Source organism: Aquibacillus koreensis (assembly GCF_025154055.1).
Lineage (GTDB): Bacteria > Bacillota > Bacilli > Bacillales > Amphibacillaceae > Aquibacillus_C > Aquibacillus_C koreensis.
Genome location: NZ_JAOALK010000041.1, coordinates 116845 through 135687 on the forward strand (window position 1 = coordinate 116845; position 18843 = coordinate 135687).

Annotated in this window: 15 protein-coding genes and 1 pseudogene; 2 read left to right on the plus strand and 14 right to left on the minus strand. The window is 36.4% G+C overall.

Going from position 1 to position 18843, the window contains the following annotated elements; all coding sequences use genetic code 11:
• Positions 1 to 78: 78 nt before the first annotated feature.
• The gene (gene msrA, locus NYQ66_RS11395) at positions 79 to 612 is read left to right on the plus strand and encodes a peptide-methionine (S)-S-oxide reductase MsrA (protein ID WP_259869527.1); all 534 of its coding nucleotides are present in this window, start codon (positions 79 to 81) and stop codon (positions 610 to 612) included.
• Between the two features lie 267 nt (positions 613 to 879).
• Here msrA and hisIE read toward each other — a convergent pair whose 3' ends face one another.
• The 8 genes from hisIE to NYQ66_RS11435 are packed head-to-tail and all read right to left on the minus strand — an operon-like array spanning position 880 to position 7227.
• Positions 880 to 1536, minus strand: a complete 657-nt coding sequence (gene hisIE / locus NYQ66_RS11400; protein ID WP_259869529.1) for a bifunctional phosphoribosyl-AMP cyclohydrolase/phosphoribosyl-ATP diphosphatase HisIE — start codon at positions 1534 to 1536, stop codon at positions 880 to 882.
• Positions 1526 to 2284: an imidazole glycerol phosphate synthase subunit HisF gene (gene hisF / locus NYQ66_RS11405; RefSeq protein ID WP_259869531.1), complete on the minus strand. Its 759-nt coding sequence runs from the start codon at positions 2282 to 2284 to the stop codon at positions 1526 to 1528. Before hisF ends, hisIE begins: the two co-directional genes overlap by 11 nt.
• Positions 2284 to 2985, minus strand: coding sequence for a 1-(5-phosphoribosyl)-5-[(5-phosphoribosylamino)methylideneamino]imidazole-4-carboxamide isomerase (gene hisA / locus NYQ66_RS11410; RefSeq protein ID WP_259869533.1), 702 nt, complete (start codon positions 2983 to 2985; stop codon positions 2284 to 2286). Before hisA ends, hisF begins: the two co-directional genes overlap by 1 nt.
• A complete protein-coding gene (gene hisH / locus NYQ66_RS11415; protein ID WP_259869535.1) occupies positions 2985 to 3581 on the minus strand; it encodes an imidazole glycerol phosphate synthase subunit HisH in 597 nt (198 codons plus the stop codon). Before hisH ends, hisA begins: the two co-directional genes overlap by 1 nt.
• Positions 3578 to 4165: an imidazoleglycerol-phosphate dehydratase HisB gene (gene hisB / locus NYQ66_RS11420; RefSeq protein ID WP_259869537.1), complete on the minus strand. Its 588-nt coding sequence runs from the start codon at positions 4163 to 4165 to the stop codon at positions 3578 to 3580. The genes hisH and hisB overlap by 4 nt, the downstream gene beginning before the upstream one ends.
• Before the next feature lie 43 nt (positions 4166 to 4208).
• Positions 4209 to 5489 (minus strand): histidinol dehydrogenase, encoded by a 1281-nt coding sequence (gene hisD / locus NYQ66_RS11425; RefSeq protein WP_259869539.1) that lies wholly within the window; start codon positions 5487 to 5489, stop codon positions 4209 to 4211.
• Positions 5486 to 6106 (minus strand): ATP phosphoribosyltransferase, encoded by a 621-nt coding sequence (hisG, locus tag NYQ66_RS11430; RefSeq protein WP_259869541.1) that lies wholly within the window; start codon positions 6104 to 6106, stop codon positions 5486 to 5488. The genes hisD and hisG overlap by 4 nt, the downstream gene beginning before the upstream one ends.
• Positions 6103 to 7227 carry an ATP phosphoribosyltransferase regulatory subunit gene (locus NYQ66_RS11435; RefSeq protein WP_259869542.1) on the minus strand — a complete coding sequence of 375 codons (1125 nt, stop codon included), beginning with the start codon at positions 7225 to 7227 and terminating at the stop codon, positions 6103 to 6105. The genes hisG and NYQ66_RS11435 overlap by 4 nt, the downstream gene beginning before the upstream one ends.
• 203 nt (positions 7228 to 7430) lie before the next feature.
• Between NYQ66_RS11435 and hisJ the strand changes: the two genes are divergently transcribed.
• On the plus strand, positions 7431 to 8267 hold the full coding sequence (gene hisJ / locus NYQ66_RS11440; protein ID WP_259869543.1) for a histidinol-phosphatase HisJ: 837 nt from the start codon (positions 7431 to 7433) through the stop codon (positions 8265 to 8267).
• Positions 8268 to 8353: 86 nt separating this feature from the next.
• Here hisJ and NYQ66_RS11445 read toward each other — a convergent pair whose 3' ends face one another.
• The 6 genes and pseudogenes from NYQ66_RS11445 to parE form a co-directional block, all read right to left on the minus strand.
• Positions 8354 to 8965 (minus strand): DUF421 domain-containing protein, encoded by a 612-nt coding sequence (locus NYQ66_RS11445; protein ID WP_259869545.1) that lies wholly within the window; start codon positions 8963 to 8965, stop codon positions 8354 to 8356.
• Positions 8966 to 9210: 245 nt separating this feature from the next.
• A pseudogene (locus NYQ66_RS11450) lies at positions 9211 to 9351 on the minus strand (YozQ family protein); the annotation flags it as partial.
• 199 nt (positions 9352 to 9550) lie between these two features.
• Positions 9551 to 13180: a dynamin family protein gene (locus NYQ66_RS11455; RefSeq protein ID WP_259869546.1), complete on the minus strand. Its 3630-nt coding sequence runs from the start codon at positions 13178 to 13180 to the stop codon at positions 9551 to 9553.
• Between the two features lie 196 nt (positions 13181 to 13376).
• Positions 13377 to 13841: a flavin reductase family protein gene (locus NYQ66_RS11460; protein ID WP_259869547.1), complete on the minus strand. Its 465-nt coding sequence runs from the start codon at positions 13839 to 13841 to the stop codon at positions 13377 to 13379.
• A 176-nt stretch (positions 13842 to 14017) separates the two neighbouring features.
• On the minus strand, positions 14018 to 16474 hold the full coding sequence (parC, locus tag NYQ66_RS11465; RefSeq protein WP_259869548.1) for a DNA topoisomerase IV subunit A: 2457 nt from the start codon (positions 16472 to 16474) through the stop codon (positions 14018 to 14020).
• Positions 16475 to 16489: 15 nt separating this feature from the next.
• The gene (gene parE, locus NYQ66_RS11470) at positions 16490 to 18445 is read right to left on the minus strand and encodes a DNA topoisomerase IV subunit B (protein WP_259869549.1); all 1956 of its coding nucleotides are present in this window, start codon (positions 18443 to 18445) and stop codon (positions 16490 to 16492) included.
• Positions 18446 to 18843 lie beyond the last annotated feature (398 nt).

Sequence of the window (18843 nt, forward strand, 5' to 3'; positions counted from 1 at the left end):
CAATAGTGGACATTTGTAAACATATTATGTAAATTATTAACATTAAGTACTTATAAGCATGACATAGGAGTGTTCGATTTGACAAACAATAGTATTTTTGAAAAAGCAACTTTTGCAGGTGGTTGCTTCTGGTGTATGGTAAAACCTTTTGATCAATGGGATGGTGTGGAACAAGTTATTTCAGGATATACAGGTGGACATGTAGATAACCCTACTTATGAACAAGTAAAAACTGGTGAAACCGGGCACTATGAAGCAGTTGAGATCACATATGACCCTAGTAAAATAACCTTTAAAGAAATATTATCTTTGTATTGGCCCCAAATTGACCCAACTGACCCAGAAGGACAGTTTCAAGATAGAGGTCCACAATACCGTACTGCCATCTTTTATCATAATGAAAACCAAAGGAAAGAAGCAACTGCATCAAAACAGGGATTAGAGGAAAGTGGCAAATTCAAAAAAAACATTGCTACAGAAATATTACCCGCCTCTACCTTTTATCCAGCAGAAGATTATCACCAAGATTTTTATAAAACAAATAAAAAAGAATACGAAGAAGACCGAAAGAATTCTGGTCGAGATGAATTTATTGAAACGCATTGGAACTAATTTAAACCAAACATTAGAGGCTCCTCATTTATATGAGGGGCTTTTTTTGTACGTTAAGAAGTAAAAATTTTTAGCTAAGTTGTGTAATCAACGTAGTAAAAAATTTAATGTACCATCTCTTGATGTTATGAAAGTACAAAACAACAACATTTACTAATTGATTAGGAAATCAAATGTGAAAGATACGAGTATTATAGTTTACATAATATTATTATAGTTAATAAGTTTATTCCTTGCTTAAAGATTAATCCAAGAAAAAAAAGAGTGTTACCACTCTTTTATCTCCGGACGGTCTCCCTTACTATTCCCTTTTTTAGAAAAGCGTTTCGTTAGTTCTCTTTTAACATCTTGTAACGATACACCCTGGTCTGCCATCAAAACAAAGCTATGGTAAATAAGATCACTAATTTCATTCACAATTTCTTCTTTATCTTCGTTTTTGGCTGCAATAACAACTTCTCCAGCTTCCTCAATCACTTTTTTACCTATTTTGTCAACCCCTTTATCAAATAGATAATTGGTGTAGGAATTCTCTACTTTTACTTGCTTTCTTTTCTCTACTTCTGCCATTACTTCATCTAGAATCGAAGGATTAACGTCCAAGTTTTCGTCAGGATTAACGTCAATCTCCTGAAAGAAACACGATGTCTCACCAGTATGACAGGCTGGCCCTGCCGGGATTACATGTACAAGTAATGTGTCATGATCACAGTCTAAATGCATAGATGTAACCTTTTGGATATTTCCAGATGTAGCACCTTTATTCCAAAGCTCATTTCTAGATCTAGAGAAGAACCACGTTTGTTTTGTCTCTAATGTTTTGCTATAAGCTTCTTCATTCATATAAGCTAGCATTAATACTTGATTTGTGGATTGGTCTACGACAATAGCAGGGACTAATCCTTTAGAAAAATCAGGCTTCACGAATATTCACTCCTTGTAATGTACAACGATCCTTTACTTCCTTTATTGAGAAAGTATTTTCATGAAAGATGGACGCAGCAAGAGCAGCTGACACATCTGTTTTCTCAAAAACTTCAGGAAAGTGCTCTGGCTTTCCACAACCGCCTGATGCAATTACAGGAATTCGCACGGTATCAACAATGGCTTTAGTTAAAGCTATATCAAAGCCATCTTTCACCCCATCTGTATCTACACTCGTTAACAGAATCTCTCCAGCTCCCTTTTGCTCAACAGTTTTTGCCCATTCAATAGCATCAATCCCGCTATCCTTACTTCCACCGTGTGTCATAACGTGCCATCCATCGTCAAAACGCTTTGCATCGATCGCAACGACGATACACTGCGCACCAAATCTTGCAGATGACTCTGCAATAAGCTCCGGATTAGCAACAGCAGCTGAGTTCATCCCTACCTTATCTGCACCTGCTTTTAAAAGTCTTGTGACATCATCGATTGTTCTAACTCCTCCACCAACTGTAAAAGGTACAAAAACGTTTTCGGCAGTACTCTTTACAATATCCACCATTGTTTGTCGACCTTCATTTGTAGCAGATATATCTAAAAATATAATTTCATCTGCTCCTGCTTTAGAATAGGCGGAAGCCATTTCTACAGGATCACCGAGTTCACGTAAACCAACAAAGTTAGTTCCCTTAACCACTTTGCCTTCCTTCACATCAAGACAAGGAATAATTCTTTTTACAATCATTACGATACCCCCATAACCGTGACTTTGCCTTCATAAATGGCCTTTCCAACGATTACTTCTTCCACTCCGATATCTGCCAATGCTTGTAAATCTTCATTTTTACTTACCCCGCCAGAAGCAACAATTTTACAACTAACTGCTTTCATTAAATCTTGTAAAGCCTGTACATTTGGTCCTGACATCGTCCCGTCTCTAGATATATCTGTAAATACAATTGTTTTTACACCTAATGCTTCCATCTTTTTCGCAAAATCGATGTAGTTGATTTCAGATAGTGTTTCCCATCCTCGTGTCGCTACTTTTCCATCTTTAGCATCAATTCCAACAACGATGTATTCAGCATACTCTTCAAGTGCAGCTTTTAAAAATGCTTCATCCTCTAAAGCAGCTGTTCCAAGTACAAGACGGCTTGCTCCTGCATCTACTAAGTTTTTAATTGTTTCAAGTGTACGAATACCACCGCCAACTTGAATTGGCACCGTCGATCTCTCACACAGCTTTTTAATGAGATCGTATTGTCTTGCTTCTCCGTTACGTGCGCCATCTAAGTCTACGATATGAACAATTTCAGCACCGTCTGCGATAAATGTTGCCAATTGTGTTTCTGGATCACTACCTACTTGTGTTGTTTGATTGAAGTCACCTTGGTATAAACGTACACATTTGCCATCTATTAAATCAATTGCTGGTAAGACTTTCATTATTTAACCTCCTGCAAAAATGCCTTTAGAATTCCAACACCAACTTCTCCACTCTTTTCCGGGTGAAATTGAATGCCATATACCTTATCTTTCTGAACGATTGCTGGTATGTCGCTTCCATATTCCGTTGAAGCCACGAGATACTCCTTCTCTGTTCTTGCCTCGAAGGAGTGGACAAAATAAACATGTTTATCTTGAAAGGGATCAAATGCCGGATGCCCTGGTTGGATATGAAGTCCATTCCAACCAATGTGTGGTAACAAATAGGGTGTTTTTATTTTTTCCACTGTACCTGGTATAAGATTCAATCCCTGTGAAGTTCCACCTTCATAACCTTCCGTGAAAAGTAACTGCATACCGAGACAAATGCCTAAAAAGGGTTTTTCCTTAGCTAATCGTTGTAATGGTTCTTTGAGTCCGCGCTCGCTAATCTCTTTGACCGCTGCTTGAAATGATCCTACACCTGGCAGGATAATATGTGATGCTTTTTCTAGCTCACCTACGTTATCCGTTAATACAACTTCATACCCAAGTCGCTTAAAAGCAGTCGATACACTAGCTACATTACCCATCCCATAGTCTACTATTGCTATCATTCGATTAACCCCTTTGTCGAATTAACTCCTTCAATATCTGGATTGATTCGAATCGCTTCTGCCAACGATCTTCCAAGCGCTTTAAAAATCGCTTCTATTTTGTGGTGTGTATTTTGACCATATAATACCTTTGCATGTAGCGTAATCCCTGCTTGGAAAGCAAAAGCTTGCAAAAATTCTCTTACTAACTCTGTGTCAAAGTTACCTAGTTTTTGATTGTCAAAGGTTGCATCCAAAACTAAAAATGGACGCCCACTTATATCTATAGCGACAAAACCTAACGATTCATCCATCGGCACATAGGCACTACCATAGCGGTTGATCTGCTTCTTATCACCTAAAGCCTCTCGAATAAGTTGACCAAGAACGATGCCAACATCCTCTACTGTATGGTGACTATCAATATGCAAATCCCCGTCTGCTTTTACGACCAACCCGATTCGCCCATGACGTGCCAATAGCTCTAGCATATGATCAAAAAATCCCACACCAGTTTGAATATGGACGTCTTTATTGTTATCTAAATCAACTGTTACTTCAATGGATGTTTCGTTTGTTTTTCTTGCTTTACTTGCTGTTCGCACTATCATCACTCCAATTTAACGCCCTAACTATAGAGCTTGGTTATTAATCTATTAAACGCTTTTGTACCGCACGAGCGTGACCATCTAATCTCTCTTCAGTTGCAATATTAACAACATGACTTGATGCTTCTTTTAATGCTTGTTGTGTATAGTATAAGAATGTCGTTTTCTTAATAAAGTCATCAACGGATAGTCCAGATGAAAACTTTGCTGTTCCAGAAGTAGGTAATACATGGTTAGGACCCGCATAATAGTCGCCTAATGCTTCAGGTGTATAATTCCCTAGGAAAACGGATCCAGCATTTTTGATTTTCCCTAAGTAGTTAAGTGGATCTGCTAACTGGATTTCCAAATGTTCTGGTGCTAATTGGTTTACAAGATCAAATGCTTGATCCAAGTCATTCACCAATACCGTTGCACTCTTATGAAGAAGCGCCTGTTCAGCAATGGCTTTTCTCGGTAGGTCTGCACATTGTTTCACTAACTCTGCGTTTGTTTCTTCTATCATCGTTTGGGAAGTTGCAAATAAAAATGCTCTAGCATTCTCATCATGTTCTGCCTGGGCAATTAAATCCGCTGCTATATAGGCAGGTACAGCTGTTTCATCAGCAATAATAGCAACCTCTGATGGACCTGCAATCATATCAATCCCCACATCACCATAGACAAGAGATTTTGCCGCAGCTACATAAGCATTTCCTGGTCCTACAATTTTATCTACGGAAGGAATAGACTCTGTTCCGTAAGCTAGTGCCGCAACCGCCTGAATGCCACCAATTTTATAAATGGTAGCCACACCAGCAATATCTGCTGCAACGGACAAGATTGGTGCGATTTGTTCACCATCCCTAGCTGGAGTTACCATGATTACCTCCTCTACACCTGCAAGTACTGCTGGAATTGCGTTCATTAAGACAGATGATGGATAACAGGCTGTTCCACCAGGCACGTAAATTCCAACACGCTCAATCGGACGGTACAACTGACCAGATACAATATTTTCATCCACGTTCATAAAACGAGAGGATTGTAGTTGTTTTTCATGAAAAGCTCGAATATTTTTTGCAGCCTTTTGAAGTGATTCTATTGTCTTTTGATCTACTTGTTCCCAAGCATCTTTTCGCTCTGATTCAGACACTTCCAAATTATGTGGTACGAATCCGTCAAACTTTTCTACGTACTTCTTTAATGCTTGATCCCCATTACTTCTAATATCATCGATAACTTCTTTTGCTGTTCGAATCACCCGGTCGTCTTGCTGACTAACATTTTTTTTTGACAGAAACGTTTCCTTAAATGACTCTATAGAAAATGCAGGTATCACTTTACGGCAACTCCTTTCTGTAAAGCCTCAATTACCGGTGCTAACAAATCACGCTTAATTTTTAATGATGAACGATTAGCGATACAACGGGCACTAAATTCCATAAATGACTCTTTGACGATTAGACCATTTTCCTTTAGCGTGTTTCCCGTTTCAACAATATCAACAATGCCATCAGCTAAACCAAGGATAGGCGCTAATTCAACTGACCCCTCAAGTTTTACAATATCTACGGATTCGCCTTTCTCTTTGAAAAACGCCTTCGTAATATTCGTGTATTTACTAGCAATACATCTTTTTCTTTCTGGCCATTCTTTGCCTTCTTCCACCGCAAGTGCCATGCGGCAATTCCCAAATGGTAAAGGTAATAAATTATATACGTCCGGTTGAAATTCAGCTAAAATATCTTCACCAACAATCCCTAGATCAGCAATTCCATGCTCCACATAGGTCGTAACATCAACGCCTTTGGCAAACACAAACTGAAAGTCATCCGTCTCCACACGTAGTTTTCGACCTTTATTAATTAATGGTTCTATATCATAGTTTAACGACTGAAAAAACTCTAAAAATTGTTTTTCTATTCTACCTTTTGTTAAAGCAATACACGGCTTCATCTTTCCACCACCTTATACTCATTATGTTCTTCTATAACTTCTAAAACCTTGTCAAATCGGTCTTCATCAGTAAGATTATATTGAATATCTACGATTGCATTATCAAAAGAAGTTCGAAGTTTCTCTGCAAATGCATGTGACTGCTCGGATGCTACAATACAAATCTTTTGCCTGTCATTTTCAATGATTAGGTTATCTGCTAGCACATCGACGTCAAATGCTAAGCCGACCGCTGAAATACTTTCATCGAATTGTTCATATAATTTGTCATAACGTCCACCAGAAAAGCACGTATTCCCGTTACTTCTAATAAAACCTCTAAACATAATGCCACAGTAATAAGGCAAATTCTTTACTCTGCCTAGATCCACTAATACATCCGGTACACCGAGTTCTTGTAAAAGAACAGCTAATTGTTTCATATGTTTTAGTATTCCTAGTAAAATTTCTTGATCACGCCACAAGTCTTCATATTTTTCAATTACATCAATGGAACCAAAGGCGTCAACCAATTGTGTTAGTTCATTAGCAACCTCTTCATGACCATTTGTAATTGCAATTTGATATACTTCATCTCTTCGTTTATCATGCATAGCTTCGCGTAGTTTCTCCAACTCACTATCCGTTAAGTTAAGATGGGACGTAAGCTCATCAAAAATTCCCGTATGTCCTAACTCTATTAAATAATCGTTAATCTCCAACTCATCTAAATAGTTAACTGCAGTTAATAAACATTCGCTCTCACCTAAAAATGACGATGTATGTACAATTTCAACCCCTGCTTGCCTGCTCTCCATGCCTGCTTTATCACTACGGAATACAGAACCCTGGTAGGACCATTTTAATTGAGAAGGGTGCTGATTTACTAGCGCTCGAGCAATCGCAGTTGTCCAATCAGGTCGAAGAACTTCTATCTCACCATCGCGATTAAACCATTTCAACATATTTTGTAATTCCATCCCTGCATATTGGTTCGTAAACGTCGTTGCATATTCTACTACAGGCGTTGAAATTTGTTTATAGTTTCTGTTAGCTGTTACGTTTCCAAATATCTCATAAGCCTTTGAGCGACTTATCAATCTTTTTCCGATCTCATCTTGACTCCCTGCTGGTAAAAACATGTATTCACATCCCTGTCCATTCTTTATCACTGTACCACTTTACCACAGTAAAGTATTTCGCTTGATTTTCATTTTACACAATGACACTTACCAAGTCAACCATTCTAAAATGGTTTGCACTATAAATGACAACCTCTTTCTTATATAATATACTAACATCAGTTTTTTTTCTAAAATTCGCACAATATAAAGGAGAATTCGACATGGTTTTGCACGGGGATTTTCATATTCATACAAATTTTTGTCCACATGGTTCTAAAGATGACATGGAATCGTATGTTGTTACTGCAATAAATAAAGGAATGAAATCAATTTCTTTTACGGAACATGCGCCACTTCCAAAAGCTTTTCAAGATCCAACGCCCGAAAAAGATAGTGCCATGAAATGGGAAGATATAGATGCCTATTTTGACGAGGCAAACCGGTTAAAAAGGCTTTATGAAAACAAATTGCAAATAAATGTAGGGTTTGAGGTTGACTATATTGTTGGTTTCGAAGGTGAAACAATGGAATTTCTAAATAAATATGGTCCTATTATTGAAGATGCTATCTTGTCGGTGCATATGTTACAGGCACCTAATGGAGAATATGCCTGTGTTGACTTTAGTGCAGATGAATTTGAAAGAATTATCAAGTTATTCGGCTCAGTTGAACAAGTATATGCTTGTTATTATGACACGGTAAAGCAAGCAGTCCAATCTGATCTAGGCACTTGCAAACCAATGCGTATCGGTCACCTCACGTTAATTGAAAAATTCTCCAAGCTATACCCGAGTAAAAAAGACTTTCGTGAAAAAATTATGGAATTACTTGGATTAATAAAAAAGAAAAACCTCCAGTTAGACATAAATACTGCTGGACTTTACAAAGAGTATTGTGGTCTTACTTACCCTAATCCGGGTATTATGCAGCAAGCTAAGGAAATGAGCATCCCCATGGTGATAGGTTCTGATAGTCATACAAGTAAGCATATCGGGAGAGGGTTTGAGTTACTTCCAGATCACATGGAGTTTGTTGCGCCAGATAATATCAGAAATTAATGATTTTTATACAATCAATCGTTTAGAAAACACTTGTTAACGTATGTTTCCTGTATGATTTTACTTTCATTCAGTTATCAATCCGTCTAATCTAAATTCTTTTCTGGTTTTTCTACATGTTTCCTATTTCTCACCTCCGTAAATATGTTATCTGACATATTTGTTGGAGGTGTTGTGTTATCTGTAGGCGGATTCAATTGATAGGATTCCATTAGTGATTTCAACATTTGGATATCTTCTTTCGTAGCATATTGTTGTTCAGGTTTTAACATGTACCCTAGCTGACCATTTGATTCGATTGTTGCCCATTGTAAATCACTAATTTTACCAATATTTTGTTGTCTCAATCGCACCTCCAGCATATCGACAGTTAACCTTAGCTTTTTAAGATTTTGTTCATTGATTCGTCCATTTTCAACAACGATAAATGACTTTCCATAAATAAAAGTCTCCATTTTATTCGATTTAAGAACGAGATACTCAATTAAGATAAGTGTAATGACCATTAAAAGTGTTATGACCATTGTAATCCAAATGTTCCGATCACCAACAGGTTGAATAATTAATGAACCTACTGCGATCATCATCACCGTTTGAGCAACAGTAAGTTGAGAAATTGATTTTCTCCCAGCTAACCTTAAAATAAGCACGCCTCCAATGACAATGACTATCGCTTTCCATATGAAATGAAAATCCAACATTACTCCCCCTTTTGCAGAACTATAATACTTTTTATCGCTCCACAACTCTATTTTGAATTCTATAAGTAACAATTAACTTCAGTGATTCGATATTTATATCTTGCTAAAAAGCAAGCAAAAATATTCCTGAATTGGAAGAAGGGTACCTTACTTCAGTGTTTCAAAGAATTATAAAACTAGGGGAAATTAAACAAAAAATAGAGATGCAAATCACTAATGTGATTTGCATCTCTTTAGTACAGTTATTTTTTATCTAACTTTTGATCAATCGCACCTTCAAAATAATCGTCTCCAACTTGTTCATGTGTTTCAGCTAATCCTTGCTCAATTTGTGTCTTCCCTTGATAATCCTTTGGTTCAAAGCTTTTTTCCGCTACCTTTTTACTATCTTCTAGAGTCACTTTATTTTTATTGTCCACTGTAATCCTCCTTGCATCATTAATACTTGTTCAGAAGTATTATTTGTAAGTAGGACATTTTCATGCTCTTCATATAAAGTTAGATGACTTGCCACAATTCATACTCTTTTTATCGATTTGCCCAAAAGGATTATCTGCTTATAAAAAAGGATTTAAAGTAATTTCATTGTTCAAAGTTACGTATGATTGCTTCTATGTGATCCTTAGCACTTTGTAACTTATCCACATCCATTCCTTCCGTTAGTGAATGATATATGCCTTCAAAATAGGTATCAATCGCACCTTGTGCATGATCTCGTATCAGGTTACAAAAATCTGACCATCCTTCTCGATAGTACGATTGCATATAAGCATTATTTTGTGCTATATACACTTCTACTAACGGACTTATGCTACTCCAAAGTTCATCCTTCATTACTTCTTTTTCATTTTTTTCAAAGAAGGATTTTGTATTTTTAAAGGTAGCTAACGCTTTCTGAAAATTCCCTCGATTTGCATCTTGAAAAGCCTGATCAAAATTCGGAGTTTCAAATTGATACGATTCCGGTTGTGGTAAAGCTAAGTCTGGTTCTACTTTTTTAGAACGTTGATCTAACAAGGCATTAAATTCTCTTGCTCTCTCATTGATAAAAGCCTCTATTCGTAAAGAGACAGCTCTTAATTCTTCTGCAAGTTCAATGCCAATGGCATGTAATAAGTGAGATAAACATTTATCAAGTTCAACTTTTGCTTGTTTCCCATTACTTTGGATTGTTGATGGGTTAAAAGCTTGTTTAAATCGATCACCAAATTGAATGGATAACCGCTCATGAACATAATATAACTGCTTATCAATTTTTTGATCTATTCCTTTTGCAAGGGTACTGGAATCTTCTTCTTTAATCACTTCTTTAACACTTTGTTCCTTACCTTTGTATGAAGAAAGTAACGCTTGCTTTTCATCATTATTTAATTGTGCTGAATAAATATACTTTTCTAGTTGTGTGTGTGAACGATTGATGTCATACAAAGCAGATTGAATTAATATCTGCATTAAATCCTGATTGATAAATGAATCAAAATCCTTTTCGAATTGCTTGATTCCTGATTGATGATCATGATCATTTGCTTGTTTTTCCTTTAATGCTAAATGGCTTGATAAGGCATACATTTTTGGATTTGTTACACCATAGATTTGCAATTGTTCACGAACATACGTTTTCACCAACTCTAACTCTTCTTCATCTTTGGCAAGATCTGCTGCATTAACGATAAAGAACATTTTATCAAGACTAAACGCATCTTTCACACGCCCTAGTTGCATTAAAAAAGTTCGATCTGCTTGTGTAAAAGCATGATTGTAATAAGTTACAAACAGAATCGCGTCCGCTTGTTTAATGTATTGAAATGCGACATCTGTGTGACGTGCATTGACCGAATCCGCACCAGGGGTATCTACGAGTGTGATCCCTTGTCTTGTAAGTGCACAGTCATAATATAACTCCATCCACTCTACATAGCACGCCAGCGACTCCTTTGAAACATAAGTAGACAATTCTTCAAAAGAGATGGTTATTTCTCGTCCTAGGTTAGAAAACAGTTGATCATATCCTTCTAAAACCGCATGCAAGAAAGAGCGTTGCTTTTGTGTAATCGTTTGGACTTGTAATAGCTCTTTCGCAATTTTGTCTATTTGTCCATCCAAATGCTCTTGATCTTCATACATAATGGATTGGATATCTGTAAGGATCGTTCTCTTATCCTTTACTTTCACCACTACTGTTTTATTTTTGTAATTGTCTGTTGGTGCACTTATTTTATTTATCGCTGCAGTAGTAGGATTAGGTGAAACTGGTAATACACTCTCTCCCATTAGTGCATTGGAGAAGGATGATTTACCAGCACTAAATGCTCCAAATAGAGCTACCGTATATTGTCTATTCTCTAATCGTTGCTTTTTCTGCATTAAATCTTTTTCAATCGTTTGCAGTCCAGGTAGCAAGTGTAACTGATTTAAGGTTAATTCAATGTGTTTTATAGCTGTATCTACATTGACTACAGACTCTCGCACATTTCGTGTGTCTTTCTTTCCACCTTGCTCAAATGCTTCTGTAACATCGTCCGTATCTTCTTTAGGTGGAACAGGACTTAAAGAAACTTCATTCTCTCTATTTTCAATAACTTTTCTTACTTCTTTAACCAGAGAATTATTTGGTAATTTATCCTGTAACAGGGCATTCAATTTTGCATGATATGCATTTAACTTCTCATCAATTTGAGATAATTCTGTCTCAACTGCCTGCATCTTGGTAAGTAAATCAAGTTGATCTTTAAGCTTTTGTATCTTACCTTGCACTTGTTCCTGTTTTTCTTCCATCATCAATTCTCTTATTAAAAAACTTGCCTCTTGCGCTTTCCTCTTCACTTCATTCGCAATATCATCTGTATAAACTAATAGATATTCACCAGTCATTCCAGCACCTGTTTTGATCAGGTCGACTAACGATTCCTTCTCAAAAGGCACTTGCAAAGCCTGTATATGATGGATTATTTTTGGATTCGTAATATCATTTTCTTTTGCGAATGTCGATAATTTTTCTCTAATTTTCCATTCTAGAGAAGCATCAATGACTGGTTTTAACGCATCATAAAACGCGTCTAAACGTGTTTGACGTTCCACATCAACCTTTTTCTTCGTCGATAGCAATCCTACCTTAAAGCCATCCTGGTATGATTTCAATAAAGCATCTGCATGTTCTCGGACTTCAAATGGCATTAAATAGGCATTTTGCAAGGTAGTGTTTATCAATGATTTTAATCCACTTTCAACAATTTTCGGTATTTCTTCTAACTGGCTCATTTCACTTTCAAGGTGGTTTTGATCACCATGCGGAAGACGAGGTTTAAGCTCGTTTAACACATTTTCTAACGATTCTTTTTGTTCCTCGTATTGTAGGGCTACCCAATCCAAATGTTTCTCAATTAGTACTTGTAATGATTTTTGAATGGTTTCCTCTATGCGATCAACGTGGTTGGTCATTAACTGCTGAAATTCCTGCTTTAACTTACTGTACTGATTGTTAGGTGCTTGTAAGTCTTTTAAAGATGTATAAAAGGTATGCTTTGGATGAATACCCCACTCAGCAAAAACATGATTCACACTATCTTTAAACTGCTTAAAAGTAAGCTCATGATCACTATGCTTATCAATTTGATTAATAACGACATAGGTGGGTATTCCTTGTATTTCCAAATCTCTAAGAAACGTTAAATTAACTTCCGATTGAACATGGTTATAATCCATCACATAAAAAACAACATCTACTGTGTGTAAGGATGATTCAGTCATGATTCTGTCAGCATCATTAGATGAATCAATTCCAGGTGTATCTAAAATAGCTACATCATTTGGTATAATGCTTGTTTTTTTATTGATTTCTACTTTATTTATTGAATCGCCATCTTTGCAAAACTGTTTGATTTGATTTAAATCATAAGGTTCTTTGTATTCAACTGGATTTTCCTGATTAAAATATACTTTAGCATAGCCCCCACCAGATGTGATTTTCACCACATTTGCACTCGTTGGAATAGGACTATTTGGAAGGATCTCCTCTTCTAAAAGATGATTAATCATACTTGATTTTCCTGCTGAAAAGTGTCCTGCAAAACATAGAACAAGTTCATTACGATCAAATTTCTCTAAAAGGTCTAATGCTTTATTTGCTTGTGTTACGTGCTCTGATTTCATAAATTCATCATACAGTGCAGCGATTTGACTTGCTTCAACTAGTTTTGTAACAGAAGAAATCATAGTGGATGTTACCCCTTTGTCTGAATATTCTCTCGTCTATTATACGGTTTTCGGGTTATAGTTGCTAGTTATTACTCTAAGTGCAGGAAGCGTCCGTTCTTACGATGGTCAGAGATTTAAACGATGCAAGCTTGTATGATAGTCTCGTCAAAATATTTTTAAAAAAAATAAAACAGCACAAACGACTGTTTTACTTCTACTCCTTATCAACTTTGCGATATTTTCCATTATAGTAAAGGATGGGATTACCTTCTTTTACTTCAATGGACGTAACTTCTGCAATAAAAATCATATGGTCTCCCGCTGGTACCATTTCATCCACTTTACAAGACATTGTTACTAGTGCATCCTTTAAAACAGGAATATTATTTACATCCTTATATTCTATCTCTTTATCTGCAGCTTTTTGTTTTGCAAGTATCATGGAAATATCTTTTTGATCTTCTAATAATATGCTAATCCCAAATTCCTTTGTATCTTGAATTAATTGATACATACTAGCCTTTTCGTCGATAGAAATAGCAATTAATTTAGGATCTAAAGATACGGACATGAATGCATTAACTGTCATGCCGTGGATGACATTGTTATGTCTAATGGTAACAATATTAATACCAGTTGCGAACTTGCTCATAGCCTGTCGAAACAATTTATTATCCATGTATATAGATCCCCTTTTACTCTCATGTACTACTAAAGAATATCACTTTCCCAAGGCATTTCCTAGAAAAAAGCATATACAAATAGCATATGAAGAGTTCCGTTATTTTTTTCATAAAAAAACTGACATCATCCACAAAGGAAATGTCAGTTTTAGTTTACATAATATAATTATAATTAACTTTCCTCATTGCTTAAAAATGGTTTTGTATAGTTAGTTTGTTCCCATACTTCCACAACATCCCCTTGTTCATCAGCATCAATAATATATGATCCATTACTATAACGATCACTATTAGCTAATTCAAGTGGATAGACCATGTGGGTAGACCCTTTACTCGTCTTAAATTGGATCGTTCCTTCATCGTTTACTAGGAAGAAACCGATAACACGGTGTGGTTTTCTTTTTAATTCTCTTAACATTACAAGCCCTCGTTTAGCACGAGCACCTTTTTCAAATTCCTTTAAAGTCATCCGTTTCGCCGCTCCACGTTGTGTAAGTAAAACGAGGTTAGGCTCTGCTACTAAGTCATCAAATACGATACCATTAATGACATACTCATCATCTTTTAATTGAATAGCTTTCACACCTGCAGCCCTTTGACCCACTGGTGTTACTTCTGACTCATGATACCACAAACTATACCCTTTATTTGATGCTATAAATACATCCGAATGACCATCAGAAACATGTACATTCACTACTTGATCGTCACCCTTTAAATTAATGGCAACAAGCGCTTTCGAATATCGTTGCGCCTCATAGGTTTTTAATTCAGTTCGTTTAATCATACCGTTTTTTGTAAAGAAAATTAAATATTTTTCTTCAACAAAATTCCTTACTGGTATTGCTTTTACTATGATCTCATCTTTATCAATTGTGACGATATTAGAGATATGCTGTCCTAAGTCTTTCCATCTGATGTCTGGAAGCTCATGGACTGGAGCAAAAATATATCTCCCTTTGTTAGTAAATAACAGTAATTTATCTGTCGTATTGATCTCCTGTAAGGCGACGAGATGATCTTCATCTTTCATAGCGAAGTCTTCTCCATTTGAGGCTGCATACGACCTGAGACTAGTTCGTTTCACATAGCCATCACGTGTAACGGAAACTAATACATCTTCACTTGCGATCATAACTTCTAAATTAATTTTCAACTCTTCAATCTCTTCTTCAATTATTGTTTTTCGCTTATCTGCATACTTCTTCTTTAAGTCTTTCAAGTCATTTTTTATCACGGTGAAGAGTTTTCGCTCATCATTTAAGATCGCTTCTAACTCATTTATTTTCTCTTGAAGCTCTTTTGCTTCCTGTTGTAAAGACGTAATATCTGTGTTCGTTAAGCGATATAACTGTAAATTTACGATTGCTTCTGCTTGTTCTTCCGTAAATCCATACGCCTCTTTAATTTGTTTCTTAGCATCTTGTTTATCTTTGGAAGCTCGAATTGTCGCAATTAACTCATCTAAAATAGAAATAGCTTTGATTAGTCCTTCTACAATATGGGAGCGTTCCTGTGCTTTTCTTAAGTCAAATTTAGATTGACGTGTTACAACCTCTTTTTGGTGAGAGATGTAAGATTCAAGCATAGACGTTAAGTTAAGTAATGTAGGTGTTTTATCTTTAATGGCTACCATATTAAAGTTATATGTGATTTGTAGATCTGTATTTTTGTATAAATAATGAAGAACACCTTCACTATCTGCATCTTTTTTTAATTCAATAACGATCCGTAGTCCAGTACGATCTGTTTCGTCACGTACTTCTGCAACACCTTCTACTTTTCGATCGAGTCGAAGTTCATCCATACGTTTCACTAAGGTCGCTTTATTCACTTCATATGGTATTTCATCAATGACAATTTGCTCACGGTTTCCTCTAAGCTGTTCAACCTCTGCTCTTCCTCTAACAACGACTTTCCCTTTTCCGGTTTTATATGCTTGCTTTAACCCATCAACGCCTTGAATAGTTCCACCAGTTGGAAAATCTGGACCTTTAATAACCTGCATTAACTCGTCAATCGTAACATCAGGTTTATCTATTTTCTTTATTACTGCATCGATAACTTCGCCAAGGTTGTGGGGTGGTATTTCCGTTGCATAACCTGCTGATATACCTGTGGAACCATTTGCTAAAAGATTAGGAAATCTTGCAGGAAGAACGACGGGCTCATCAATGGTATCATCGAAATTCGGTATAAAGTCCACTGTTTCTTTATCAATGTCACGAAGTAATTCTGAAGAAATACTTGATAACCTTGCCTCCGTATAACGCATAGCAGCTGGCGGATCACCATCTACACTACCATTATTTCCATGCATTTCTACTAAGACATTCCGCACTTTCCAATCTTGACTAAGACGAACCATTGCATCATAGACAGATGTATCACCATGTGGATGATAATTACCAATAACTGTACCTACCGTTTTAGCTGATTTTCTGAATGCTTTATCATGTGTGTTTCTTTCCTCATGCATCGCAAACAAAATTCTTCTTTGTACTGGTTTTAACCCATCTCTAGCATCTGGTAGTGCTCGATCTTGAATAATATATTTACTATACCTTCCAAAGCGGTCGCCGATGACATCTTCTAAAGGTAAATCTAGTAATTTTTCTGTAAATGACAAAAAGATGCCCTCCCTTTATGAGTGAATATTTTCATTGTCGATGATATTTGTATCTTCTTCTAGTCCAAATTGTACATTTGATTCTATCCATTTGCGTCGTGGCTCGACTTTATCTCCCATTAACGTTGTAACTCTTCTTTCTGCACGTGCCAAATCATCAATGGTAACACGAATTAAAGTCCGTGTTTCAGGATTCATCGTCGTGTCCCATAGTTGGTCAGCATTCATCTCACCAAGACCTTTGTAGCGTTGTAGTAGATAGCCATTTTTTAATTCTTTTATCGATTTTTTCATTTCATCTTCATTCCATGCGTAACGAATTTCTTCTTTTTTTCCTTTGCCTTTAGAAATTTTATAGAGTGGTGGTAAAGCAATATATATCTTGCCCGCTTCAATTAAAGGGCGCATATAACGATAAAAGAAAGTAAGTAATAATACTTGAATATGGGCACCATCCGTATCCGCATCTGTCATAATAACAACTTTATCATACTGAACATCATCTAAATTAAAGTCTCCACCTACACCCGCACCAATAGTATGGATGATTGTCGAGATCTCTTCATTTTTAAACACGTCCGCAAGTTTTGCTTTTTCCGTGTTAATTACTTTTCCACGAAGAGGTAAGATCGCTTGGAACCTACGATCTCGTCCTTGTTTGGCTGACCCACCAGCGGAGTCTCCCTCTACAAGGTATAATTCATTTTTATCTGGGTTACGTGATTGCGCAGGAGTTAATTTCCCGCTTAATAAGGCATCTTTTCTCTTTTTCTTTTTTCCAGTCCTTGCTTCTTCTCTAGCTTTACGCGCAGCCTCACGTGCTTCTTTTGCTCGTACAGCTTTCTTTATAAGCATACTAGCAATGTCAGGGTTTTCCTCAAGAAAATAAGATAAATTCTCCGAAACAACGCCATCTACCGCAGATCTTGCGTCAGATGTACCAAGTTTCCCCTTTGTTTGTCCCTCAAACTGTAATTTTTGCTCTGGTATTCGAACAGAAACAATTGCAGTAAATCCTTCTCTAATATCATTACCTTCTAAATTTTTATCTTTATCTTTTAATACATTCTGCTTACGTGCATATTCGTTAAAAGCACGTGTAATGGCAGATCTTGCACCGGATTCATGCGTACCTCCATCTTTTGTACGCACATTATTTACAAACGAAAGCATACTCTCCGCGTATCCATCATTAAACTGAAATCCAAAGTCGACTTCAATTTCCTGTTGTTCACCCTCAAATGAAACAACGGGATGAAGGACATCCTTTTCCTCGTTTAAGTACGATACGAATGATTGTAATCCATCTGGGTACTCATACTTTTCTTCCATTTCATTTCGTTCATCAAAAAGGCTAATCTTCATTCCTTTTAATAAAAATGCAGCCTCACGTAACCTTTCAGAAAGCATTTCGAATTGATACGTAGTGGTTGAGAAAATAGTCGGATCTGGTTTGAATTGAATGGACGTACCAGTTTTTCTTGTTTTGCCTTTTTTATCAAGCGACGTAACAGGTACTCCACCATTTTCAAATCGTTGTTGATAAATATGTCCATCACGATAAATGGTTACGACTAGCCACTCCGATAATGCGTTAACAACCGAAGCACCAACCCCGTGTAATCCGCCACTGGTTTTATATCCACCATTACCAAATTTCCCACCCGCATGTAGTACGGTGAAAATAACTTCAGGTGTAGGTCTTCCAGTCTTATGCATACCTGTGGGCATTCCTCTCCCCATATCTTCTACAGATATACTATTATCTTTATGTATCCTTACTTTGATCTCGTCACCAAATCCCGCCAATGCTTCATCTACAGCATTATCGACGATTTCAAATACAAGATGATGTAGCCCTCGTGAATCCGTACTACCGATATACATACCTGGGCGTTTTCTTACTGCCTCTAATCCTTCTAATACTTGAATGGAATCATCTGAGTATGGTGTTGCTGTCTGTTTAACCAATTGTACACCCGCTCCCTTCTGCAATTCTTAAAACGATTTAATTTTCTCTATCTGATTCGTTATATAATTTATTTAGAATAAGATTTCCACAACAATCATCTAATTAAATATAGTAGTTTAAAACATATGTTTGTGTAAAGATGAAGTTCGCATACTTATACTATTTTAAAGATTTTCTCTTATTTCGCAACCTCATTTCGTCTATTACCGAATGTAATACCTTTAATTATTATAGTAAAATGACAGAGAAGCAAGACTTTTCGGTTTAACTGCTTGATTATTTCGTTAACGCAAACGATATTATGCACTCCCATTTGTTGTTAAAATAAAGTATGATCATCAACCATCGTAAGAAAATAAACAAGTGGAGCAAAAAAATGAAATAGAGTATAGCAAAC

Coding starts and splice junctions, on each gene's coding strand:
- NYQ66_RS11435 (WP_259869542.1), bottom strand. CDS start 7,227: ATGTTTTTACCAGCAGGGAGTCAAGATGAGATCGGAAAAAGATTGATA.
- hisA (WP_259869533.1), bottom strand. CDS start 2,985: ATGAAAGTCTTACCAGCAATTGATTTAATAGATGGCAAATGTGTACGT.
- hisH (WP_259869535.1), bottom strand. CDS start 3,581: ATGATAGCAATAGTAGACTATGGGATGGGTAATGTAGCTAGTGTATCG.
- hisG (WP_259869541.1), bottom strand. CDS start 6,106: ATGAAGCCGTGTATTGCTTTAACAAAAGGTAGAATAGAAAAACAATTT.
- NYQ66_RS11460 (WP_259869547.1), bottom strand. CDS start 13,841: ATGGATAATAAATTGTTTCGACAGGCTATGAGCAAGTTCGCAACTGGT.
- hisJ (WP_259869543.1), top strand. CDS start 7,431: ATGGTTTTGCACGGGGATTTTCATATTCATACAAATTTTTGTCCACAT.
- NYQ66_RS11455 (WP_259869546.1), bottom strand. CDS start 13,180: ATGATTTCTTCTGTTACAAAACTAGTTGAAGCAAGTCAAATCGCTGCA.
- hisF (WP_259869531.1), bottom strand. CDS start 2,284: ATGATTGTAAAAAGAATTATTCCTTGTCTTGATGTGAAGGAAGGCAAA.